Annotated in this window: 25 protein-coding genes and 1 tRNA gene; 11 read left to right on the forward strand and 15 right to left on the reverse strand. The window is 64.4% G+C overall.

All coding sequences use genetic code 11. The features are described 5' to 3' along the window. Positions 1-8 precede the first annotated feature (8 nt). From ACT17R_RS10745 to ACT17R_RS10760, 4 genes are read right to left on the reverse strand one after another with little or no spacing between them, the layout of a single operon-like run. Positions 9-1,226, reverse strand: coding sequence for an NADH-quinone oxidoreductase subunit D (locus tag ACT17R_RS10745; protein WP_444809755.1), 1,218 nt, complete (start codon positions 1,224-1,226; stop codon positions 9-11). A gap of 35 nt (positions 1,227-1,261) precedes the next feature. Further along, positions 1,262-2,179, reverse strand: coding sequence for an NADH-quinone oxidoreductase subunit C (locus ACT17R_RS10750; protein WP_444809425.1), 918 nt, complete (start codon positions 2,177-2,179; stop codon positions 1,262-1,264). Then, positions 2,179-2,733, reverse strand: coding sequence for a NuoB/complex I 20 kDa subunit family protein (locus ACT17R_RS10755; RefSeq protein ID WP_086455609.1), 555 nt, complete (start codon positions 2,731-2,733; stop codon positions 2,179-2,181). Before ACT17R_RS10755 ends, ACT17R_RS10750 begins: the two co-directional genes overlap by 1 nt. Further along, positions 2,730-3,104: an NADH-quinone oxidoreductase subunit A gene (locus ACT17R_RS10760; RefSeq protein ID WP_003051572.1), complete on the reverse strand. Its 375-nt coding sequence runs from the start codon at positions 3,102-3,104 to the stop codon at positions 2,730-2,732. The genes ACT17R_RS10755 and ACT17R_RS10760 overlap by 4 nt, the downstream gene beginning before the upstream one ends. Positions 3,105-3,319: 215 nt before the next feature. Here ACT17R_RS10760 and ACT17R_RS10765 point away from each other — a divergent pair, with 215 nt between their 5' ends. Next, the gene (locus tag ACT17R_RS10765; RefSeq protein ID WP_444809426.1) at positions 3,320-3,805 is read left to right on the forward strand and encodes a YbjN domain-containing protein; all 486 of its coding nucleotides are present in this window, start codon (positions 3,320-3,322) and stop codon (positions 3,803-3,805) included. A gap of 74 nt (positions 3,806-3,879) precedes the next feature. On the opposite strand, the gene ACT17R_RS10770 is transcribed toward ACT17R_RS10765, so the two are convergent. The 3 genes from ACT17R_RS10770 to ACT17R_RS10780 form a co-directional block, all read right to left on the reverse strand. Further along, on the reverse strand, positions 3,880-4,698 hold the full coding sequence (locus ACT17R_RS10770) for an inositol monophosphatase family protein (protein ID WP_062902411.1): 819 nt from the start codon (positions 4,696-4,698) through the stop codon (positions 3,880-3,882). Positions 4,699-4,797: 99 nt separating this feature from the next. Next, entirely contained in the window at positions 4,798-5,361 is a 564-nt protein-coding gene (gene efp, locus ACT17R_RS10775; protein ID WP_003051563.1) for an elongation factor P, read from the reverse strand. 104 nt (positions 5,362-5,465) lie between these two features. Beyond that, entirely contained in the window at positions 5,466-7,427 is a 1,962-nt protein-coding gene (locus ACT17R_RS10780) for an OPT family oligopeptide transporter (protein ID WP_444809427.1), read from the reverse strand. Between the two features lie 137 nt (positions 7,428-7,564). On the opposite strand from ACT17R_RS10780, the gene ACT17R_RS10785 reads away from it, so the two are divergent. Further along, complete coding sequence (locus tag ACT17R_RS10785; RefSeq protein ID WP_444809428.1) at positions 7,565-7,711, forward strand: hypothetical protein; 147 nt, start codon at positions 7,565-7,567, stop codon at positions 7,709-7,711. Positions 7,712-7,721: 10 nt separating this feature from the next. Here the strand turns inward: ACT17R_RS10785 and thiE are convergent, their stop codons facing one another. Further along, on the reverse strand, positions 7,722-8,351 hold the full coding sequence (gene thiE, locus ACT17R_RS10790) for a thiamine phosphate synthase (protein WP_444809429.1): 630 nt from the start codon (positions 8,349-8,351) through the stop codon (positions 7,722-7,724). Positions 8,352-8,395: 44 nt separating this feature from the next. Here thiE and ACT17R_RS10795 point away from each other — a divergent pair, with 44 nt between their 5' ends. Next, entirely contained in the window at positions 8,396-8,788 is a 393-nt protein-coding gene (locus tag ACT17R_RS10795; RefSeq protein ID WP_444809430.1) for a hypothetical protein, read from the forward strand. Here ACT17R_RS10795 and ACT17R_RS10800 read toward each other — a convergent pair. The 5 genes from ACT17R_RS10800 to tkt all read right to left on the reverse strand — a co-directional run bounded on the left by ACT17R_RS10800 (position 8,785) and on the right by tkt (position 14,755). Beyond that, on the reverse strand, positions 8,785-9,441 hold the full coding sequence (locus ACT17R_RS10800) for an O-methyltransferase (RefSeq protein WP_444809431.1): 657 nt from the start codon (positions 9,439-9,441) through the stop codon (positions 8,785-8,787). The genes ACT17R_RS10795 and ACT17R_RS10800 overlap by 4 nt on opposite strands. After that, positions 9,441-10,331, reverse strand: coding sequence for a fructose bisphosphate aldolase (locus ACT17R_RS10805; protein ID WP_444809432.1), 891 nt, complete (start codon positions 10,329-10,331; stop codon positions 9,441-9,443). Before ACT17R_RS10805 ends, ACT17R_RS10800 begins: the two co-directional genes overlap by 1 nt. 77 nt (positions 10,332-10,408) lie before the next feature. Then, entirely contained in the window at positions 10,409-11,605 is a 1,197-nt protein-coding gene (locus ACT17R_RS10810) for a phosphoglycerate kinase (protein WP_444809433.1), read from the reverse strand. A 137-nt stretch (positions 11,606-11,742) separates the two neighbouring features. After that, a complete protein-coding gene (gene gap / locus ACT17R_RS10815; RefSeq protein WP_003051541.1) occupies positions 11,743-12,750 on the reverse strand; it encodes a type I glyceraldehyde-3-phosphate dehydrogenase in 1,008 nt (335 codons plus the stop codon). Between the two features lie 37 nt (positions 12,751-12,787). Then, a complete protein-coding gene (gene tkt, locus ACT17R_RS10820; RefSeq protein ID WP_444809434.1) occupies positions 12,788-14,755 on the reverse strand; it encodes a transketolase in 1,968 nt (655 codons plus the stop codon). A gap of 147 nt (positions 14,756-14,902) precedes the next feature. On the opposite strand from tkt, the gene ACT17R_RS10825 reads away from it, so the two are divergent. From ACT17R_RS10825 to ACT17R_RS10845, 5 genes are all read left to right on the forward strand, one after another. Next, on the forward strand, positions 14,903-15,103 hold the full coding sequence (locus ACT17R_RS10825; protein WP_444809435.1) for a hypothetical protein: 201 nt from the start codon (positions 14,903-14,905) through the stop codon (positions 15,101-15,103). Further along, entirely contained in the window at positions 15,096-15,524 is a 429-nt protein-coding gene (locus tag ACT17R_RS10830) for a cell division protein ZapA (protein WP_217373426.1), read from the forward strand. The genes ACT17R_RS10825 and ACT17R_RS10830 overlap by 8 nt, the downstream gene beginning before the upstream one ends. A gap of 224 nt (positions 15,525-15,748) precedes the next feature. Beyond that, on the forward strand, positions 15,749-16,327 hold the full coding sequence (locus ACT17R_RS10835) for a 5-formyltetrahydrofolate cyclo-ligase (protein WP_444809436.1): 579 nt from the start codon (positions 15,749-15,751) through the stop codon (positions 16,325-16,327). Next, complete coding sequence (locus tag ACT17R_RS10840) at positions 16,324-16,566, forward strand: DUF2842 domain-containing protein (RefSeq protein WP_444809437.1); 243 nt, start codon at positions 16,324-16,326, stop codon at positions 16,564-16,566. The genes ACT17R_RS10835 and ACT17R_RS10840 overlap by 4 nt, the downstream gene beginning before the upstream one ends. Positions 16,567-16,624: 58 nt before the next feature. Beyond that, positions 16,625-17,896 (forward strand): hypothetical protein, encoded by a 1,272-nt coding sequence (locus ACT17R_RS10845; RefSeq protein WP_444809438.1) that lies wholly within the window; start codon positions 16,625-16,627, stop codon positions 17,894-17,896. Positions 17,897-17,928: 32 nt separating this feature from the next. Here ACT17R_RS10845 and ACT17R_RS10850 read toward each other — a convergent pair. Further along, positions 17,929-18,005: transfer RNA gene (locus ACT17R_RS10850), tRNA-Asp, on the reverse strand. Positions 18,006-18,048: 43 nt separating this feature from the next. After that, positions 18,049-19,245, reverse strand: coding sequence for an AI-2E family transporter (locus tag ACT17R_RS10855; protein ID WP_058811659.1), 1,197 nt, complete (start codon positions 19,243-19,245; stop codon positions 18,049-18,051). Between the two features lie 209 nt (positions 19,246-19,454). Here ACT17R_RS10855 and ACT17R_RS10860 point away from each other — a divergent pair, with 209 nt between their 5' ends. From ACT17R_RS10860 to ACT17R_RS10870, 3 genes are all read left to right on the forward strand, one after another. After that, positions 19,455-20,456 carry a hypothetical protein gene (locus tag ACT17R_RS10860; RefSeq protein WP_444809439.1) on the forward strand — a complete coding sequence of 334 codons (1,002 nt, stop codon included), beginning with the start codon at positions 19,455-19,457 and terminating at the stop codon, positions 20,454-20,456. Positions 20,457-20,467: 11 nt separating this feature from the next. Then, positions 20,468-20,932: a hypothetical protein gene (locus ACT17R_RS10865; RefSeq protein WP_120649328.1), complete on the forward strand. Its 465-nt coding sequence runs from the start codon at positions 20,468-20,470 to the stop codon at positions 20,930-20,932. 73 nt (positions 20,933-21,005) lie between these two features. Next, entirely contained in the window at positions 21,006-22,070 is a 1,065-nt protein-coding gene (locus ACT17R_RS10870; RefSeq protein WP_263588599.1) for a hypothetical protein, read from the forward strand. Positions 22,071-22,093 lie beyond the last annotated feature (23 nt).

The following is a 22,093-nucleotide window of genomic DNA, read 5'->3' on the forward strand; positions in this document are numbered from 1 at the left end:
CAGTAGACTCACCGGTCGCACTCCCCGAACACGACGTCGATCGCGCCGATGATCGCGGTGGTGTCGGCGAGCATGTGGCCCTTGCACATGAAGTCCATCGCCTGAAGGTGCGAAAACGCCGTGGGGCGGATTTTGCAGCGGTACGGCTTGTTGGTGCCGTCGCTGACCAGATAGACGCCGAATTCGCCCTTGGGGCTTTCGGTCGCCACGTAAACCTCGCCCGCGGGGACGTGGAAGCCCTCGGTATAGAGCTTGAAGTGATGGATCAGCGATTCCATCGTCTGCTTCATCTCGCCGCGTTTCGGCGGCACGACTTTGCGGTCGAGGCTCGCGACTGGGCCCGAGGGCATATCGCGCAGGCACTGCTTGATAATGCGCGCCGACTGATAGACTTCCTGCACGCGGACCATGAAGCGATCGTAGCAGTCGCCGCGCGTGCCGACGGGAATGTCGAATTCCATCTTGGCATAGGCGTCATAGGGCTGTGACTTGCGCAAATCCCACGCGATGCCGCTGCCGCGGATCATCGGGCCCGAGAAGCCCCAGGCCAGCGCGTCTTCCTTGCTGACCACGGCGATATCGACGTTGCGCTGTTTGAAGATGCGGTTGTCGATGACGAGGCTCATCGCGTCGCCGAACAGTTCGGGCAGGCGCTTGTCGACCCATTCGCCGATGTCGACGAGCAGCTTTTCGGGAACGTCCTGATGGACGCCGCCGGGGCGGAACCAGGCCGAGTGCATCCGCGCGCCCGAAGCACGTTCGAAGAAGTTGAGGCAATCTTCGCGCAGTTCGAACACCCACAGGTTCGGCGTCATCGCGCCGACGTCCATGACGTGCGACCCGATGTTGAGCATATGGTTGCAGATGCGCGTCAGCTCGGCGAACAGCACGCGCAGATATTGCGCGCGTTCGGGCACTTCGAGATCGAGCAATTTCTCGATCGCCAGCACATAGCTATGCTCCATGCCGAGCGGCGAGCAATAGTCGAGCCGGTCGAAATAGGGCAAAGCCTGCAGATAGGTCTTAAATTCGATCAGCTTTTCGGTGCCGCGGTGGAGCAGCCCGACGTGCGGGTCGACGCGCTCGATGATCTCACCGTCGAGTTCCATCACCATGCGCAGCACGCCGTGTGCCGCGGGGTGCTGCGGACCGAAGTTGATGGTGTAATTGGTGACGACCTGATCGCCCGCCGTATCGGCGGTATCGACCGGATAGCCTTCGAACATGTCGCTTCCGTGGTGCCGGACCGTCGCATTATCGGTCATGCGTCACCTCCTGCTTTGGGCTTGCGCGGCTTGGCCGGAGCCTTGGCAGCCGCCTTGGGCTTTGCCGGAGCCTTTTCGGCCTTCTTGGTCGCGGGCGTCTTCGCCTTTGCCGCAGGCTTGGCCTTGGCACTGTCCTTGCTGGGCTTCGCGGCTTCCTTGTTCGCCTTGTCGCCCGCACCGGTCTGTTTGGCATTGTCGGTCGTCTTGGGCGTCGGAGGCGGCGCCTTCTTGGCCTCGTCGGCCTTCTTGACGGCCTCTGCGGTCATCGGCGTCGGCGCGCCCTTGCCCGGCGCCTCACCGGTGCCGCCCGCCTTTTCGTCGCCGGGAAGGATATAGTCGGCGCCTTCCCACGGGCTGAGGAAGTCGAAGCTGCGGAAATCCTGCGCCAGCTTGACGGGTTCATAGACGACGCGCTTGTCCTCTTCGGAATAGCGCAGTTCGGTATAGCCGGTCAGCGGGAAGTCCTTGCGCTGCGGGTGCCCCTGGAAACCATAGTCGGTCAGGATGCGGCGCAGGTCGGGATTGCCGCTGAACAGCACCCCGTACATGTCGAACACTTCGCGTTCGAGCCAGCCAGCGTTGGGCCAGACAGAGACAATGCTCGGCACCGGGGTTGCCTCGTCGGTCAGCACCCGGACGCGCAGACGGTGGTTCTGGGTCACGCTGAGCAGATGATAGACGACTTCGAACCGCTCTGGCCGGTCGGGATAATCGACCCCGGCGATCTCCATGAGCTGCTGATAGGCAAGTTCGTCGCGCAGGCCGACCATCACCCCGGCAACCGCTTCGCGGCGCACGGTGATGCTGTCCTCGCCCACGGCGAAGACATGCGCGATCAGATCGCCGCCGACGACTTTCTTCAGCGCCTCGACAATGCCGTCGCGCGGCGCGATCAGGGGAGCGGGACTGGCCATCAGCGTTCGATCGTTCCGGTGCGGCGGATTTTCCGCTGCAACTGCATGACACCATAGAGCAGCGCTTCGGCGGTCGGGGGGCAGCCGGGGACATAGATGTCCACGGGCACGATACGATCGCAGCCGCGCACCACCGAATAGCTGTAGTGGTAATAGCCGCCGCCATTGGCGCAGCTACCCATCGAAATCACATATTTGGGGTTCGACATCTGGTCGTAAACGCGGCGCAGCGCCGGGGCCATCTTGTTGCACAGCGTACCCGCGACGATCATCACGTCGGACTGGCGCGGGCTGGCGCGCGGCGCAACGCCGAAACGCTCCATGTCATAACGCGGCATGTTGACGTGGATCATCTCGACCGCGCAGCAAGCGAGGCCGAAGGTCATCCACCACAGCGAGCCGGTGCGCGCCCAGTTGAACAGATCCTCGGTCGAGGTGACGAGAAACCCCTTATCGCCGACCTCTGCATTGAGATCGTCGAAAAAGCTCTGGTCCGGGGCGGTCCCCGGAGCGACCGGCATCGTGCCGGGGGTCAGGATGGTCGAATTGCTCATTCCCAATCCAACGCCCCTTTCTTCCACGCATAGACAAGACCGATCGCGAGCTCGGCCAGGAAAACCATCATCGTCGCCCAGCCGGCCCAGCCGATTTCCTTCAGGCTGACCGCCCAGGGAAAGAGGAAGGCCGCTTCAAGATCGAAGATGATGAACAGAATCGCGACGAGATAGAAGCGCACGTCGAACTGGCTGCGCGCATCCTCGAAAGCGGGAAAGCCGCACTCATATTCGGTCAGCTTCGCCGGATCGGGCTGATGCGCCCCGGTCAACCGCGCCACGCCCATCGGCAGGAACACGAACGCCGCCGACAGCGCAACGGCGATGCCCAGGAATATCAGGATCGGCAAATATTGAGTCAGATCGACCATGGGAGCTCGCAGTCATGATTTCGGGCGTTTGCCACCCCGTTTCTGCGGGCGCTTTAGGCCAGCATGGCGCTGCCCGCAAGCGCTGCGGACAGGAAAATCGCGTTGCGAACACCAAAAGCGCGGGGAACACTGGCAAGGACGGGCGAAGCTATGTTAGGCGGCTGAACGGGACGCGTGTTGCGGCACGATTTGCCGCCATCCAACTGGGGGACTTTATGCGCCAACTGCCATTTGCCACTGCTCTTGCCACACTTGCCGCCACCGCGCTCGGCGCGACGCCGGCCCATGCCGAACTGGTTACGCCCAAGAATCCCGCAGCAATCGTAGCGATCGTCGAATCGCAGGGCTGGCCCGCCAAGCTGGTGACCGCCATCGATGCCGATCCCTATATCGAGAGCAGCCGCAACGGACTGAAATTCCTCGTTCTGTTCATGAACTGCAACGACGCGCACAAGGAGTGCAAGACGCTGCAATATTATATGGGCTTCAACGACGCGAAGAATGTGCCGTTCGAAAAGTTCAACAGCTGGAACAAGGAAAAACGCTTCGCGCGCGCCTATCGCGACAATGAGGGCGATCCGGTGCTGGAAATGGACGTCGATGTCGATTTTGCCGGATTGCCGCGCGAAAATCTGGGCGAGAGCTTCAACACCTGGGCGTCGCTGATGGATGCCTATCGCGAGTTCATCTACGACGATTGATCCGGCGAAACGCGGACAGCAAAAAGGCCATCCCGGTTATCCCGCGGATGGCCTTTTTGCGCTTGCATAACGGGTCAGGCGTTGCGAAGCGCGCCCGCGACCAGTTTTTGCAGCTTGGAATGCACCGCGCCGCTGCCCGCGATGAACTCGCTGCGCTCGATCGCCCGATCGCCGCCGCGGAAATCGCTGACGAAGCCGCCGGCTTCGCGCACGAGCAACATGCCCGCCGCAACGTCCCAAATCGACAGATCGGCTTCCCAGAATCCGTCGAACCGCCCCGCGGCGACCCATGCGAGGTCGAGGCTGGCGGCGCCGAAGCGGCGGATGCCCGCAACTTCGGGCGCAACCGCACCGAAAATGCGGCTCCACTGGCCGAAATCGCCATGGCCCATATAGGGGATGCCGGTCGCGATCAGACATTCGTTGAGATTGCGGCGCGACGAGACGCGCAGGCGCCGGTCATGCAACCATGCGCCGCGACCGCGTTCCGCCCAATAGCTTTCGTCGGTAACCGGCTGATAGATCAGCCCCGCGGTCACATCGCCCCAGCCGCCGCCGAGCTTCGGTTCCTGCACCGCGACCGAAATCGCGAATTGCGGGATCGCGTGCAGAAAGTTCGAGGTGCCGTCGAGCGGGTCGATGATGAAGCGGGGCTTGCCGGGCTCGCCTTCGATCTCGCCAGCTTCCTCCATCAGGAAACCCCAACCCGGACGGGCATGGGTGAGTTCGTCATACAGCGTGCGCTCGGCGGCCTGGTCGGCCTTGGACACGAAATCCGCTGGTCCTTTTTGCGAAACCTGCAGATGCTCGATCTCGCCAAAGTCGCGGCGCAGCTTCGTGCCCGCCTTGCGCGCGGCACGTTCCATGACGGTGATGATGCCGGATACGGCCATTTTTGTTTCCTTCAACGCGTCGGCCCCGCGGAGGTGGGGGCCGCTGGCTGCGTTGCGCCAGATTGCTAGCGGCCCCCGCCTTCGCGGGGGCGACGTTACTTAGTCAGCACGGCGGACATATTCGCGGTCATAGACGTTGACCACGATACGCGTGCCACTGGTGATGTGGGGCGGCACCATGACCCGCACGCCATTGTCGAGGATCGCGGGCTTGTACGACGAAGAGGCCGTCTGGCCCTTCACCACCGCATCGGCCTCGACGATCGTCGCTTCGATCTGTTCGGGCAGTTCGACCGAGATCGGGCGCTCTTCCCACAGTTCGAGCACGACTTCCATGCCGTCCTGCAGGAATTCGTGGGCTTCGCCGACGACATCCTTCGAGATGGTGATCTGTTCGTAGCTGTCCTTGTCCATGAACACGAGGTCGTCGCCCTCGGCATAGAGGAACTGGAAATCCTTGGTGTCGAGGCGGACCTTCTCGACCGTATCGGCGCTGCGGAAACGGTTGTTGAGCTTGCGCCCGTCGATCAGATTCTTGGCTTCGACCTGCATATAGGCGCCGCCCTTGCCCGGCTGGGTGTGCTGGATCTTGGTGACCTTCCAGATGCCGCCCTCATATTCGATAATATTGCCGGGACGGATTTCAACGCCGGTGATTTTCATCGCGCACACTCGCTAGTTCAAGGATGGAAAGAGCCGCCGGCGCAGCGGGTGCGCCGGTCACAGGAGCGCGCCCTTAGCCGCCTGCGCGGCCAAGGGCAAGCGCGTTAGACGCTTTCGGTCGCGCGGCGCGTGCGCCGATAGCTGTATGCGATCAGCGCGACGAAGAGCGAAAGGCCGACGACAATCGCCGTCGGCTCGAAGTTCTCCCCGACCAGCGCCAGCGGCGCATCGCTTCCCGAACCCGCGACGACGCCCGCGAACAATACCCCGAAAATGCTCTCGCCAACGATGAAGCCCGTCGCCAGCAAGACGCCCATCCGGCTGTAGAATTCAGGGCGAGCGCTGCGTTCGGCGCGCTTTTCCCAGAAATGGCCGATCACCGCGCCGATCGGAATGAGCAAGGTCAGCGACATCGGCAGATAGATGCCCATACCGACACCGAGCGGCGGCAGGCGCAGCTTGCCCATACGCCCCAATATCTCGTCGGCGGCGATGACCGCGGCGCCGATCAATGCACCATAGCCGATCAGATCCCAGCGCAGATCGCCGCCGAGCACGCCCTTGGCCAGCGCGCTGATCAGGGCCGCTTGCGGCGCCGGCAGCGCATTGGCGCCCGCCCCCGCTGCACCGGCAAAGCCGAATGCCTGGTTCAACAGGTCGAGAACCGGCGGAATGATGAGCGAACCGAAGCCGACACCGATGACCAGCGCGAGCTGCTGCTTCCACGGCGTCGCACCCACGAGCTGGCCGGTCTTCAGATCCTGGAGATTGTCGTTGGAAATCGTCGCCACCGAAAAGACGATCGCGGTAGTGAACAGTGCGTAGGCGACAAGCGCAGCGGTATCGGCTTCACTGTGAATGCGCCCGAAGAAGAGGAGCAGCATCAGCGAAGCGGCAATGATGGCGAGGATACCGACGCCCGACACCGGGCTGTTCGACGCACCGATCAGGCCGGCCATATAGCCGGTGACGGCGGCGATGATCGCGCCGACGAACAGCACGAACAGCAGCGTCGCGAAAATGACGCCGACCGGATTGGCCGCGATCGGGCCGCCCTGCGCAAAGAACCACAGCAATCCCGCGATCGGAATCAGCGAGCCCAGGATCGTCCCCGCGACGATGCCGAAGGACAGGTCACGCTCGCCCAGTTCGACCACCTCGCCCGCGCCGCGCGCCCGCGACGACGCGATCGAGCCCTTGATGCCCTTGACGATCGGGCCGACGATCTTGAGCAGCGTCCACAATGCCGCGACCCCGATCGTCCCGGCGCCGATGAAGCGCACCTGCTGCGAAAACACCATGCCGACTACATCGTCGACCGGTCCGGTCAGCCCCTGCGCCGCGGTCAGCGCGGGCATCAGACCCGCCCATGCGATGACCATGCCGATGAACATCGCAACGCCGACCGACAGGCCGACAAGATGGCCGACGCCGATCAGCGCGAAGGACAGGCTGCCGCTGACGCCGGTGGCTCCGGCGCCGAGCTTGAAATTCTTCGACACTTCGAGCGCCGCGAGCTTCATCGCGCCAAGCAGCGAGAAACCGGCGCTGATCAGCGATCCGAGCAGGATCGTACGCAGGCCGCGCTGATTCTCCTCGGCCCCCTCGCCCGCGCGCGACCCGACCTTGAGCACTTCGGCCGCGGCGACGCCTTCGGGATAGGGAAGGTCCGACCCGGCGACGAGCGCGCGGCGCAACGGGACCGAGAACATCACGCCCAGCGTTCCGCCGATGAAACAGACGGCGGCGGTCGTCCAATAGGGGAAACCCTGCCACCAGCCGACGATGACCAGACCGGGCAGGACGAAGATGATGGCCGCAAGCGTCCCCGCCGCGCTGGCGATCGTCTGGACGATATTATTCTCCAAAATCGTCGCCCCCGACAGGAAGCGCAGGATCGCCATCGAAATGACCGCGGCGGGTATCGAGGTTGCAAAGGTCAACCCGACCTTCAACCCCAGATAGACGTTTGCCGCCGTGAACAGCAGCGTGATCAGTCCGCCGAGGACGATCCCGCGGACGGTGAGTTCGCGCATCGAAACGCTGCGCTGGTCGGTATCGGACATAAATTTCTCCCCGCGCGCTGTGTCGCGGGCGGCGGGGAATTAGGCAAGTCAAAACAGGCGTGGAAACGCGACGAAGCGAAACCGAATTGACGCTTCGATCCAATCATCGCCCCGCGGCGCGGCGCATAGAGCCGGGCATGACAACGGCCCTTCCCGATCCCAAGCCGCATCCCGGCCCCGAAGCGGCCGCTTCGGTCAAGCGCCCGGCGCCCTGCGCGGGCCTTTTCGGGTGGCGCAAGTGCGACGACGTACCGCGCGACGAGCGTCCGCGCACGCGGACCTGACGCGCGCGGCCTAATCCGCTGCCATCAGCGCGGCGAAAGCCTGCACCGCCGCGGCCGGGCCGTCCGGATGGTTCCAGACGCCGCCCGATACGGCAAGGAAATCGGCGCCAGCATCGATCAACAGCTCCGCATTCTCGACCGTGATCCCGCCGATCGCAACGCAGGGCAGCTCGAACAGTCCCTGCCACCAACTCAGGATTTCGGGCTCGGCGCGATGTTCGACCGCCTTTGTCGTCGTGGGGAAGAAGGCGCCGAAGGCGACATAATCCGCCCCCGCTTCGCCGGCATCCATCGCAAGGTGGCGGCTGTTGTGACAGGTTACGCCGATCTGCGCGCCGGGGCCGAGCAGCTGCCGCGCCTCCTGCGGATCGTCGTCCCCCTGCCCCAGATGGACGCCATCAGCCTTGAGCCGCTTCGCCAGCGCCATGTCGTCGTTGACGATGAAGGCGACATCGTGCGCAGCGCAAATCGCCTGTAGCGGTTCGGCAAGGCGCGCCGCTTCGTGCTGGGTCAAACCCTTGACGCGGAACTGGAACGCGGCAACCGGTCCGGCGGCCAGCGCCGCTTCGAGTTGCGCCGGAAAGTCACCGCCGACGTCGGCGGGCGAGATGAGGTAAAGCTGGCAGGTCGGTTCGGTCATGGCGGGTTCATAGCCATGCCGCCAGCATGCCGCAAATGCAGAAGATGTTTAGCACCGCCACCCTGTCCCTTGTCGCGGTCACGGCCGTTTCCGCCTGCGCCGCGACGCGCGAAGCCACCGCTTCGCCCGACGCCGCCAACGTCGCCATCGGCCAGCGCGCCTATGCCGACGGGCCGCTGATCCAGCCGGTCGCGGTGATCGAGGACAGTCGCTGTCCCGTCGGGGTCGCCTGCATATGGGCAGGCCGCGTCCGGGTGAAGATGCTGTGGCTTCGTCCCAATGGCGAGGCCCAACCGTTTGAGGCAGTGCTGGGCGAACCGACGCCGCTCGCCGACGGCACGATCACGTTCGAATCGGTGCATCCCGACAAGCGCCCCGACCGACAGATCAAGCCCGGCGATTACCGCTTCGCCTTCCGATTCATGGGCGGTCTTTAGGCGACCCGCGCCAGCACGAAGCCGTCCCATCCCTTCGCGCCGACCGTCTGCACCGCGGTTGCGTCGATGCGCGGGTCGGATTGCAGAAAGTCAAACAGCGCGCGCGTTCCTTGAATGCGGGCATCGTCACTCGCGGCATCGAGCACGCCGCCTTCACGCACGACATTGTCGACGATGATCGTCGTGCCGCTGCGGCCGAGTCGGATCGCCTCGGCGACATAATCGACATTGCTCTGCTTGTCGGCGTCGATGAAGACAAAGTCGAAAGGCGCGACGTCGGTCATTGCGGTAAGGCTGTCCATCGCCGGGCCGACGCGGATTTCGGCCCGATTGGACAGGCCGGCGCGATCGAGGTTCGCCTGCGCGACGCGGGCATGCTTGGGATCGACTTCCAGCGTCACCAGCGCGCCATCGTCCGGTAGCGCCCGCGCGAGCCAGATCGTCGAATAGCCGCCGAGCGTCCCGATTTCGAGGATGCGCCGCGCGCCCGCCATTTGCGCGAGCAGATAGAGCATCTTGCCCTGCGCCGCCGAGACGTCGATCGGCGGCAGGCCGTTTTCGGCATTGTGCGCGAGTGTGGCCGCCAGAACCGGGTCGTCGCCAATCAGCTTCTCGCCGATATAGGTGTCGACGCGGTCCCAGCTATCGGTCATCAGGCGACCGATGCGGCGTGAATTTCGTCGATCGCGCCGCCGAGCGAGCCGTTGAATTCCGCGTCGCTCATCTGGTGACGCAAATCTTCCAGCAGCGCGCGGCTGAAGCTGGCGATGATACCGGGATTCTTGGCCAGTTCGATACACGCTTCGGGGCGCGCGAAGCCGCCCGAGAGCGCGACGACGCGCAGCACCTTGGGATGATCGACGAGCGGCTGGAACAGGCCTGCTTCGGTGGGCAGCGACAGCTTGAGCATGACCGGCGCGCCGGTCCATGCGTCGAGCGCCGCGAGCGTTTCCGCCAGCAACAGTCGGTCCGCCGCATCGCGCTCGGGGCTCTTGATATTCACTTCGGGTTCGATGATCGGCACCAGGCCGCGCGCGGCGATGCGCGCGGCTTCGGCAAATTGCTGCGCGACGATTGCCTTGACGCCCACCGGGTTGGCGAGGTTGACGACGCTGCGCATCTTGGTCCCGAACACGCCCTTCGCAACCGCCCGCTCGCACAGCGCGTCGAGATCGGCGTTGGGCTTCATCAACTGAACGCCGTCAGCTTCGGCTTCGAGGCCTTTGTCGACCTTGAGAAACGGGACCACGCCGCGCTCCCACAGCAGAGCCGGGATCGGCTTGCCATCGGCTTCGCCGTCCATGGTGCGTTCGAACAGGATCGCACCGATCACCTTGTCGCCGTTGAAGCAGGGTGCGGTCACGATCCGGCTGCGCATTGCATGGATCAGCGCGAACATTTCCTCGTCGCCCGAATATTCACCTTCTTCGATGCCATAGCCCTTGAGCGCCTTGGGCGTCGAACCGCCACTCTGGTCGAGCGCGGCGATGAAGCCCTGGCCCGATTTGATCTTTTCCAGCATCTCGGCATTGGCGGTCGTCATAACGTCTCCGTGGATTTGCATACGTATGGTGCGGCGCGCATAGCGGCCCGTCGCCCGGGACGCAATGCGATGGGAACTCAGGCCTTAAGCGCGTCCACCCCCGGCAAAGGCTTTCCTTCCATCCATTCGAGGAAGGCGCCGCCTGCGGTCGAAACAAAGGTGAACTCGTCCGCAACGCCGGCATGGTTGAGCGCGGCGACGGTATCGCCGCCGCCGGCAACCGAAATCAGCGACCCTTCGCGCGTCAACGCCGCCGCCGTCCGGGCGAGTGCGACGGTTGCGGCGTCGAACGGCGAAATCTCGAAAGCGCCGAGCGGACCGTTCCACACCAACGTGCGGCAGCTTTTCAGCACGTCACCGAGCGCCTCGACCGCCGCAGGCCCGACATCGAGGATCATCTCGTCCGCCGCGACTTCGTGGATGTTCACGGTGCGCGTCGGCGGGTTCGCGGCAAATTCTTTCGCGACGACCACGTCATAGGGCAGATGGATGGTGCAGCCTGCGGCATCCGCCGCGTCGAATATCGCGTTGGCGGTATCGACGAGGTCGTGCTCGCACAGCGACTTGCCGACATCGACGCCGCGCGCCGCGAGGAAAGTGTTCGCCATCCCGCCGCCGATGATCAGATGATCGACCTTGCCGACAAGGTTGCGCAGCACGTCGATCTTGCTCGACACTTTCGCGCCGCCGACAACCGCCGCAACCGGATGCGCGGGATTGCCGAGCGCGGCGTCGAGCGCCTTGAGTTCGGCCTCCATCGCGCGGCCGGCATAGGCGGGCAGCCGATGGGCAATGCCCTCGGTCGAGCCATGCGCGCGGTGCGCCGCCGAAAAGGCATCGTTGACATAGATGTCGCCGATTTCGGCAAGCGCATCGGCGAACGCGGGGTCGTTCTTTTCCTCACCCGCATGAAAGCGCGTGTTTTCAAGCACGGCGACGTCGCCGGGCGCGAGGACCGCAACGCCCGCCTTGGCGCCTTCGCCGATGCAATCGGGGATGAACATCACCGAATGGCCGAGAACGTCGGCGACGCCATCGATGACGAGGCTGAGCGACTGGGTCGGGTTCTTCGCCCCTTTCGGGCGGCCGAAATGGGCAAGCAGCAGAACTATGGCACCCTTGTCCGACAGTTCGCGGATCGTCGGCATCGCTGCGCGAATTCGCGTGTCGTCGGCGACGGCGCCATCGGACATCGGCACGTTGAGATCGACGCGCACCAGCACCTTCTTGCCGGTGACGTCACCGATGTCGTCGAGCGTCTTGAAATCTGCCATCTCTCACTCCGATCCCGGAGTGTTCCCCCGCGAAGGCGGGGGTCCATCTCCTGCGCTCTTATCCCCTGATCACCGCCGGTTTCATTCCGATGCGGTCGGAGATGGGCCCCCGCCTTCGCGGGGGCACAAGGATAATGTTAAAGGAACTTCGCGATCACGCCCGCCGTGTCGATCATGCGGTTGGAGAAGCCCCATTCATTGTCGTACCAGCTCAGCACCCGCACCAGCTTGCCGTCGATAACCGCGGTTTCAAGGCTGTCGATGGTCGAGCTGGCGGCGTTATGGTTGAAGTCGATCGAAACCAGCGGCTCCTCGGTATAACCAAGGACGCCCTTCAGCGCGCCTTCGGCCGCGGCCTTGAGCACCGCGTTCACTTCTTCCTTGGTCGTTTCGCGCGACGGGGTGAAAGTGAGGTCGACCACCGACACATTCGGCGTCGGAACGCGGATCGATGACCCGTCGAGCTTGCCCTTCAGTTCGGGCAGGACGAGGCCGACGGCGACCGCCGCACCGGTCGAGGTCGGGATCATCGACATTGCGGCGGCACGGGCGCGGCGCGGATCGTCGTGGATCTGATCGAGGATTTTCTGGTCGTTGGTATAGGCATGGATTGTCGTCATCAGGCCGCGTTCGATGCCGATCGCTTCGTGCAGCACCTTGGCGAAGGGCGCGAGGCAATTGGTGGTGCAGGACGCGTTCGAGATGATCCGGTGATCGGCGGTGATCTGGCTGTCGTTGACGCCGTAAACGACGGTCAGGTCGACTTCCTTGGCGGGCGCCGAAATGAGGACGCGCTTCGCGCCGGCGTCGAGATGCTTCTGGCCGCCGGCCTTGTTGGTGAAGAAGCCGGTGCATTCCATCACGATGTCCACGCCATTGGCGGCGTGCGGCAGGGCGGCGGGATCGCGCTCGGCGGTGACCTGGATGCGCTTGCCGTTGATGATCAGGTCGTTGCCATCGACTTCGACGGTGCCGTTGAAGGCGCCATGAACGGAGTCATGGCGAAGCAGGCGGGCATTGGCCTTGGCATCGCCCAGATCGTTGATCGACACCAGTTCAAGGTCGTGATCGGTGCGCTCGAGAAGGGCGCGCGCCACATTGCGGCCGATGCGTCCGAAACCGTTGATTGCGACTTTCACTGCCATGTCGGTTAGTCCTTTCTGCGGAAGGTGGCGGCCGGTCTTATGCGCCGAGCCGCGCCAGAATCTTGGGGGTGATGGCGTCGACCGTCAGGCCGAAATGCCGGTAGAGATCGTCGATCGGCGCCGACGCGCCGAAGCTGTCGATGCCGAAGCGCAGGCCATGGCGGCCGGTGTAGCGTTCCCAGCCGAAGGTCGTCCCGGCCTCGATCGAGACGATCAGGGCATCGTCGGGCAGCAGATCGGCCTGATAGGCCGCATCCTGTTCGTCGAACAATTCGGTCGACACCATCGAAACGACATCGGCACCCTGCCCCGCCGCTTCGAGCTTTTCGGCGACATCGAGCGCCAGCGACACTTCGGAGCCGGTCGCGACCAGCACAACCTTGCGCGCCGCGGCGGCGCTGCGAAGACGGTAACCGCCTTTCAGACAGAGATTTTCCGTGACGTCATGACGCAGCGGCGGCAGATTCTGGCGCGTAAGTGCGAGGAGCGTCGGACGGCTGTCCTGCGCCAGCGCGATCGCCCAGCATTCGGCCGTCTCGACCGCGTCGGCGGGGCGCATCACGAGCAGATTGGGCATGGCGCGCAGCGACTGCAGATGCTCGATCGGCTGGTGCGTCGGTCCATCCTCGCCGAGCCCGATGCTGTCGTGCGTCATCACGTAAACGACGCGCTGACGCTGGAGCGCTGACAGGCGGATCGCGCCGCGGCAATAGTCCGAAAAGACCAGGAAAGTGCCGCCATAGGGGATAACGCCGCCGTGGAGCGCCATCCCGTTCATCGCCGCCGACATACCGAATTCGCGGATGCCATAATAGATATAGCGACCCGAATAATCGTTCCGGTTCAGCGGCTTGGTCGACGGTGTCTTGGTATTGTTCGAGCCGGTAAGGTCGGCGCTGCCACCGACAAGCGAGGCGATGTCGGCGGTGAGCGCGGTCAGCGCATTTTCCGACGCCTTGCGCGTCGCGACCTTCGGCGGTTCGGCAACCAGCCCGTCGAGATAGGCCTTGAACGCATCGCCCGGCGCCACCTTGCCGCCCAGGCGATCCTCAAAATCCTTTTTCTTATCGCTACTTGCAAGGCGAGCATTCCACGCAGCATGAAGCACCTGGCCGCGCTGGCCAAAGCCGCGCCATGCGTCGGCAATGTCGGCGGGAATGACGAACGGTTCGGCGGTCCAGCCCATATTGGCGCGCGCCGCCGCCACCTCGTCGGCGCCGAGCGGCGAGCCATGCGTCGCCGATGTGCCCTGCTTGTTCGGCGCGCCGAAGCCGATCAGCGTCTTGCACGCGATCAGCGACGGGCGGCCGTCCGCCAGCGCCGCGTCGATCGCACGGCGAATATCAGCGGCATCATGGCCGTCGCAGCTGTCGACATGCCAACCGGTCGCTGCATAACGCGCTTTCACATCCTCGCTGGTCGAAAGGTCGGTCGATCCGTCGATCGTGATCTTGTTGTCGTCCCACAGCACGATCAGGCGGCCGAGGCCCAGATGGCCGGCCAGACCAATGGCTTCGTGATTGATGCCTTCCATCAGGCAGCCGTCACCGGCGATGACCCAGGTGCGATGGTCGACGAGGTCGTCGCCGTAAATGGCATTGAGATGGCGCTCGGCAATGGCCATGCCGACCGCGGTCGCAAGCCCCTGCCCCAGCGGCCCAGTTGTCGTTTCAACGCCAGCGAGTTCGAAATTTTCGGGGTGCCCGGCGCAGGGACTGTTCAGCTGGCGGAAATTGCGGATTTCCTCCATCGTCGGGTGCGCATAGCCCGCGAGATGGAGCGTCGCATAGGCGAGCATCGAGCCATGGCCAGCCGACAGGACGAATCGGTCGCGATCGGCCCATTTCGGATCGGTCGGATCGAACTTCAGATAATCCGAATAGAGGACGGTCGCGACGTCGGCCATGCCCATCGGCATCCCGGGGTGACCGCTGTTCGCGGCCTGTACGGCGTCCATCGCAAGCGCGCGGATCGCGTTGGCGAGCTGGCGTTCGGGCAGTGTCATCTTTTCCCCGCTTATGTCTGGGCTGGCGTGCGCGACTGCCCTTTGCGGCGGCGCAGCCGAGAGTCAACCGCCCGCGGCAAGAATTCACGCGCATTTCGGCGCCGACAGGCGATTGCACCCCTCCCTCGGCGCTGCTACCCCTGTGGCATGGAACTCGATCTCGACGAATCCAGCCTCGCCATCGACCGCATCGAGCGCGCGCTGAGCCGCATCGAAAAGAGCCTGGCCGAGCGCGCTGAACGCGGCGCATCCGATCAACCGACAAGCGATCAATCGGCCCTGAAGGCCGAAGTTAACGCTGTTATCGGCGAACTGGACCGACTGATTGCGGAGGCGAATCGTGGCTGATGTCCGACTGAACATAGCCGGGCGCACCTATGACCTGACCTGCGCCGACGGCGAAGAACCGCAGCTTCAGAAGCTGGCCGGGCTGATCGACGAAAAGGTCCGTGCCATCCCGGGAAGCACCGAGGTGCGCCAGCTTCTCTTCGCGGCACTCATGCTCGCCGACGAAGCGCAGGAAGCAAAGGCCAAGGCCGACAAGTCCGAACCGCAATCCGATTCGCTGCGCGCCGCGGTTGCGCTGGCAGAAAGCCGCGAAACGCAGGCGCGCGATGAACTCGCCGCGGCCCGCAAGGAAATCGAGGCGCTGAAGGCTGCACCACCACCCGCTCCAGCCGCCGCGCCGCGCGCGGCGCACGACCGCGCGCTGCTCCAGATCGCCGACCGGATCGAGGCGCTCGCCGCAAAGGTTGAGCAAAGCGCTTGAGGATGGGGCTCCGCGTCCCTAAATAGGTATCGGCGGGTACTGCCCGGCACGAGCCGTTGCGAAAATCCCTGAGGCGATACATCATCCAAGGGAGCTGTCCCTGCCCGGACCCTGGTCCGACGTACATGGCCCCCACCTGACGTTACTGGCGTCAGAGGATCTTCCGGAAACCGACCCATGGTGGTCCCGCCAACCCGACAGGCTTTGAAGGAGGCCCGGCCCGCATGACGCCCGACCTCGCTTCGCAGAAACAGGCGCTGCGCGACCGGTTGCGCTTTCGCCGCCGTCATTTCGTCGCCAATCTAGACCCGGTGGGGCGGCTCGCTGCCTTTCGCGCCGTTCCCGACACGCTCCGCAAGCTGCTCGATGCCAGCCCTGTCGTCGGCGCCTATGCACCGTGGGGCGACGAACCCGATATCCGCCCGCTGCTGCTGCTGGATGGCCGGCGCATCGCGCTGCCGCATCACGCAGGCCGCACGGCCGCAATGACCTTTCGGATATCGGACGATGGCGATGCGCTTCGAAAAGGGCCGTGGGGATCGCCCCAGCCGCCCGACAGTGCCGAAATCGTGCATCCCGACATCATCCTCTGCCCGCTCGTCGGTTTCGACCGCCACGGCGGCCGACTTGGTCAGGGAGGCGGGCATTATGACCGGTTCTTTGCCGAATATCCGGCGGTTCCGCGCATCGGGATCGGCTGGTCGGTGCAGGAAGTTGACACTGTTCCCATTGAACAAACCGATATTTTGCTCGATGCGGTCCTGACCGAGCAGGAATATATCATTACCGGAGACCGATTGTGAGCGAGCTCCCCGCCGATCCGCAGCCGAGCTGGCGCAAGCCGACCGGCATCCTTCTGATCTTGGCGCTGATCACGGCGTGGGCGGCTGCCGTCGTCAGCCTCTCGCCGTGGGTCGGCGGCTGGCCGGTGCTGGTCCAGGCGATTTTCTATCTGGTCGCGGGGATCGCCTGGGTATGGGTGCTGCCGCTGCGGCCACTGCTGTGCTGGATGGAAACCGGGCGCTGGCGCGCCCCACAATAGGGATTGGCACCGCCCGATTATTCGATAGCCTGCGCGCACCATTGGTGAGGCAGGCGCGATGCGGGTATTTATGGGAACGGCGGCTGTCCTGTCGCTGATTTTGGCGAGCACCCCGGCGGCGGCGCGTGATGACGGCCTGCGCAAGCAGGTGAAGGCGCTCGTCAAGGCGTGCCCCGCCGCTGCCAAAGGCTATGATCTTGCCGCCCTGACGCCCGACGGCCTGGCCACGCCGGACTATCGGGCAAGGTTCGAAGAATGGGCCGGGGCGCCCGATCCCGATACGCAACCGGGTAGCAGCGGCGCAACGATCATGCTGCGCGGCGTGATCGGTTCAAGCATCACGCAGGATATCCGCTTTTCGACCGTCAGCACCCTGTGGCGCGACGCGGCCGGGGCATGGCAAGTCTTGCGCGTCGATCATGGGACGCTGCCGCCCGTGCCACCGCCCCCGCCGCCCCCCGAATTGTTCGAAGAGCCCGATGCGGCCTATGGTTTCATGATCGAGCAGGTCAAGCCCGCCCCCGACAAGAGCCGCCGCGTCCAGCGCGGCCGCCTGCTTCCGGCGGCGGCGGCGGAACTCGATCGCCTGCTTGCCGATCCCTGTCTGCAACTCGAACAGATGGGGCTGACGGCGCACCGCAGCAAAAGCGAGGTTCCGCCCTGCCCCTTCGACTATGCCGGGTCGACGATCGAGGTGATGCGCGATGCGCGAAGCTGGCTGATTTCGACCGATTGCCGGCGCGAATTGCCGAGCGCGAAGATCGCCGACATTCTCTTTTATCCGCAGGCCGATGTTGCCATGCCTGACTGGGACAGGACAGCGTGCGCCGATTGCGTCCGCTATGTCCTTGTCGCCGAATATTTCCGGCGCGCCGAGCGGACTGGCGACGCCGCGACCGATGCGGTGATCACCCGCGCTTATGCTGCCGTTGCCGGACGCGATTATGCCGGGGCGCGGCGCTTGCTCGAGCCGTTGGCAAGCGAGACGTCCGCCTATCCGCTGCGTTGGCTGCTGATGCCCGAACTCGCGTGGCTACGCGACAAGACCGGCGATACGGACGGCGCAATCACGCTGCTCGCCATCGCAGGCGCAGCGGCTGATTATCAGCGAGGCCGGCTGCGCTGCGATGCCCCGATCGGCAATCTCACCGAATTTCAGGACGTCATGCAGCGGCGTTTCGGCATTGCGCAAGTCTGCGATGCGCCGGAGCAGTTCGCCATCCCCGACGGGTTCGATATGGCGTCGGTGGAGCTTGCCCGGCAGAAGGCCGGTGCGATCGAATATCCAATATATTCGCGAAAGACGGAAGCGACCCAAGCCAAGGATTGAAGGAGGCGCCACCTGCCGAAATTCAGGGCAAGTGGCGCGAGTGACGGGGCTCGAACCCGCGACCTCCGGCGTGACAGGCCGGCGCTCTAACCAACTGAGCTACACCCGCTTGCGCTTGGGAGCCGCGCCAATATTGCCCTCGTCCCGACCTGTCAACCGTCCCGATCAAACTCTTTTCGATTTAATCGCTCGCGCATCTCTTCGGTCGCGGTGAGCGTCCCATGTTCGAAAAGGAAACCGGCAAGATCAGGGGTGCCGGTCGAGGCAAGGACGGTCTGCACGATCAGGAGCAGCGGCACCGCAAGCAGCGCGCCCGGCGTCCCCCACACCCATCCCCAAAAGCTGAGCGAGACGAGAATCAGCAGCGGATTGACGGTCAGCCGCCGCCCCAACACCAGCGGCGTGATCAAATTCGCCTCGACCAGATGCACCCCAATGAAGATGACGGCCGGCAACAGCGCGACCCCGACCGCGTCGAAGGTCATCAGCCCGCCCAGACCCAGGAGCATCGCGGCGACGATCGGCCCGAGATAGGGCACGAAATTGCACAGCGAGACGATGCCGCCCCACATGAAGGGCGACGGCATGCCAAGCGCCCACAGCAACAACGAGACGATCAGTCCCAGCAGCGCATTGATCATCGTGATCGTCGCGAGATAGTCGGCAGTCGCATCGACGACATTCTGGATCACGCGCGCGGTCTGCATCGCGCCATCGAAGCTGCCGCGCCGCCGGATCGTGCTGCGCCGCAGCCGCGTCCATCCGGCGAGGAAGAAGAAGATCACGAGTACCGCGAAGAGAAGCTGCACTGCCGCCGCGGGCGCGGCCGAGATGAAATAGTCGACGACCGAGGTTGGCGCGGTGGCGGCCATAGCCTGCGCGGTCGCTTCGGACCCGCTTGCGACCGAGGTCAACGTGCGGTCGACGAATTTCTGCAAGGTCGAATAGAAATCGATCACCGGCGCCAGATTGGTCTGGATGCGCGGGATCGATTCGGGGATGCGCGCGAACCAGCCCGTCGCGGGAACGACGATGATCGCCAGCGCCGCGTTGACCAGCATCAGAAAGCTCGAGAGCGCCAAAAAGGCCGCCAGCGCCGACGGAACGCGGCGCCGCTCGAGCCATTCGAGTAGCGGAACGAGGGCAATGGAAACGACGATCGCCGCGGTGAGCGGCAGGAAGAATTCGGCACCGGCCTGCAACGCGAAGGGTAGCCCCAGGCAGAAGGCCGCGCCGATGATGAGCGTCAGCGCCGCGAGCAAGCGGTCTCGACGAAAGTCATCGATCTCAACGCGTTGCGCTGCGTCTTTGAGCAAGGGTGGCACCTTCGGGTGCTCGCTGTCCTCCATTGCGTCGATCGCTCCCGTTGAACCCGATCCTCTTAGGCGCACTTTGGCGTCGGCGCCAGTGGCGCCCGAAGGGATTGGCCCAATGGTGCGCCATTATTGCCCTGTCCCCATTTAGGACAAAAGGCCGAGTATTTTCACCATTTTAACCAGAAATTACCCTTTTTCCGCGAGGACGGCTCCCAAGGACCAGCAATTATGGAGCCAATTCGATGATGAAAGCGCCTGTGGGGGGCGCGAAGCATCAGCTTCTTCGACCCTCTTATTCCGCCCTGTTGCTTTGCGCGCTCGCCCTGCCGATGCAGGCGCATGCCGCCGGTACGGTAGCCGGATCAACCATCAGCAACACCGCCAGCGCCAGCTTCGACAACGGAGCGGGGACGCAGACGATCGATTCGAACACGGTCAACCTGCGCGTCGACGAACTGCTCGACGTGACGGTTGCCTCGAACAACCCGTCGGATGTCGCAACGACGCCCGGTGGGACCAACCAGCTGCTTACGTTCACTGTGACCAACACCGGCAACGGGCAGGAAGCGTTCGGGCTCAGCACGCTCGCCAATGTCGGCGGCGACAATTACGACCCGACCATCACCGGCATCTATATCGACAATGGCGACGGCATCTTCGATCCCGCCACCGACACGCTCTATACCGCCGGGTCGAACGATCCGGTGCTCAACCCCGACCAGAGCGCGCGCATTTTCGTCGTTGCGACGACGCCGGGGACGGTCGCCGACAATGATCGCGGCATCGTGACGCTGGTCGCGGCGGCCAAGACCGGCACCGGTGCCCCGGGCACCACCTTCGCGGGCGAGGGCCAGGGCGGCGGCGATGCGGTCGTCGGTTCAACCGGCGCCGACGGGCAGGACAATGGCGCCTACAAGGTGTCGGCGGCCACCGTCACGCTCGTCAAATCGGCGGTCGTCGCCGATCCGTTCGGCGGCAGCGAGCCCGTTCCGGGCGCGACGATCACCTACACGATCACCGCGACGGTCGCGGGTACGGGGTCGGTCAGCGGTCTCGCGATCACCGACAATATTCCGGCCGACACATCCTATGTCACCGGTTCGATCACCCTCGGCGGCGCGCCGCTGAGCGATGCGAGCGACGCCGATGCCGGCGACTACAATGGCACACGGATCCGCGTGCAACTCGGCACCGTCGCGGGCGGCCAGACCCGCACCGTTACCTTCAAGACCAAGATCGACTGATGGAGATTCGCATGCGCAAGGCTCTTTTCCTTCTGATCGCCGCCCTCGCACCGGCACAGGCGTTCGCCGCCAACCAGGTCGCGCTCGACAATAATGTCTTCGTCGAGCGGGTGACGACCGACGCGGCCGGCAAGCAGCGCGTCCTGCTCGAGGAACCGAAGGTCGTCGTTCCTGGCGACCGGCTGGTCTTCGTGCTCAACTATCGCAACGCGGGCGCGCAGCCTGCCGACAAATTCGTCATCACCAATCCGATGCCCTCAGCGGTCCGTTTTGCGGGCGCCGGCGATACGCCGCCGCTCGTCTCGGTCGATGGCGGCAAGATGTGGGGACAGCTCGCCGATCTGACCGTGCCGATGGCCGACGGAACGCGCCGCCCGGCGCAGCCCGCCGATGTCACACACGTTCGCTGGGCGTTCCAGAAGCCGATCCCCGCAGGAGCGACCGGCAAGCTCATCTTCAGGGGGGTCGTAAAATAACCCTCTGATCATAACCGCTTAAAGGTCGCCGGCGGTGGGGCAATAGGGGACCGAACAAGCCTGGAGTTCAGCTATGACCAGCAAGCTGACTTATGTGGGCGCCATCGGAATGACAGCGATCGCGTTGATCGCTGCCAGCCCGGCCTATGCGGCCGGCACGACCGCGGGCACCACCATTACGAATAACGTCACCGTCGACTATCAGGTCGGCGGCGTCGCACAGGGCCAGCAGACCGCGTCGAACAGCTTCGTCGTCGACCGCAAGATCAATCTGCTTGTCGAAGAAGTGGGTAGCGTCACGACCGAGGTCGTGCCGGGGCAAAGCAATGCCGTCACGACGTTCCAGTTGACGAATACGTCGAACGAAGTGCTCGATTTCGCACTGACGGCCAGCCAGATCGCTGGCGGGACGGCTGCGCATGGCGGCACCGACAGCTTCGATGTGAGCAACGTCCGCATCTACCGCGACAATATATCGTCGGGTACGGTCGGCAGCTTCGATGCGGCCGATACGCTCGTCACCTATGTCGACGAGCTTGCAACCGATACGCCGATCCGGCTGTTCGTCGTCGCTGACGTCCCGGCCGGTCTTTCCACCAGTGCTGTTGCGGGCGTCCAGCTGCGCGCGACGGCACGTGAAGGTGGGGCTTCGGGCACGCAGGGCGCCGCGATTACGCAGACTGCCGGGGCCAATACGGCCGCCAAGGACACTGTCTTTGCGGACGTCGCCGGGGTGAATGACGCCAATCGCGACGCGTCGCATAGCGCCGCCGACGATTATACGGTCAAGACCGCGACACTCACTGTAACCAAGACCAGCCGCGTGGTCGACGATCCGTTCAACGGAACGACGAATCCGAAGCTGATCCCGGGTGCGACGGTAGAATATTGCATCCTCGTCGCCAACGCCGCGGGCGGTGCCAGCGCCACGTCGGTCGCAATCAACGACAGCGTCCCGACGCAGTTGACCTATGTCGCCGGTTCGGCGCGGGTCAACGGCACGGTTACGGCAGGCACCTGCAACACCGACGGCGTCGCGGCAGGGACCAACTATGCCGCGCCGGTCGTGTCGGGCACCGTTGCGACGGTGGCCGCGGGCGACACGCGCACCCTGTTGTTCCGCGCGACCGTCAACTGACAGGACCAGTGAAGGGGGCGGCG

The organism is Sphingopyxis sp. Q841, assembly GCF_052384365.1.
Taxonomy (GTDB): domain Bacteria; phylum Pseudomonadota; class Alphaproteobacteria; order Sphingomonadales; family Sphingomonadaceae; genus Sphingopyxis; species Sphingopyxis terrae_A.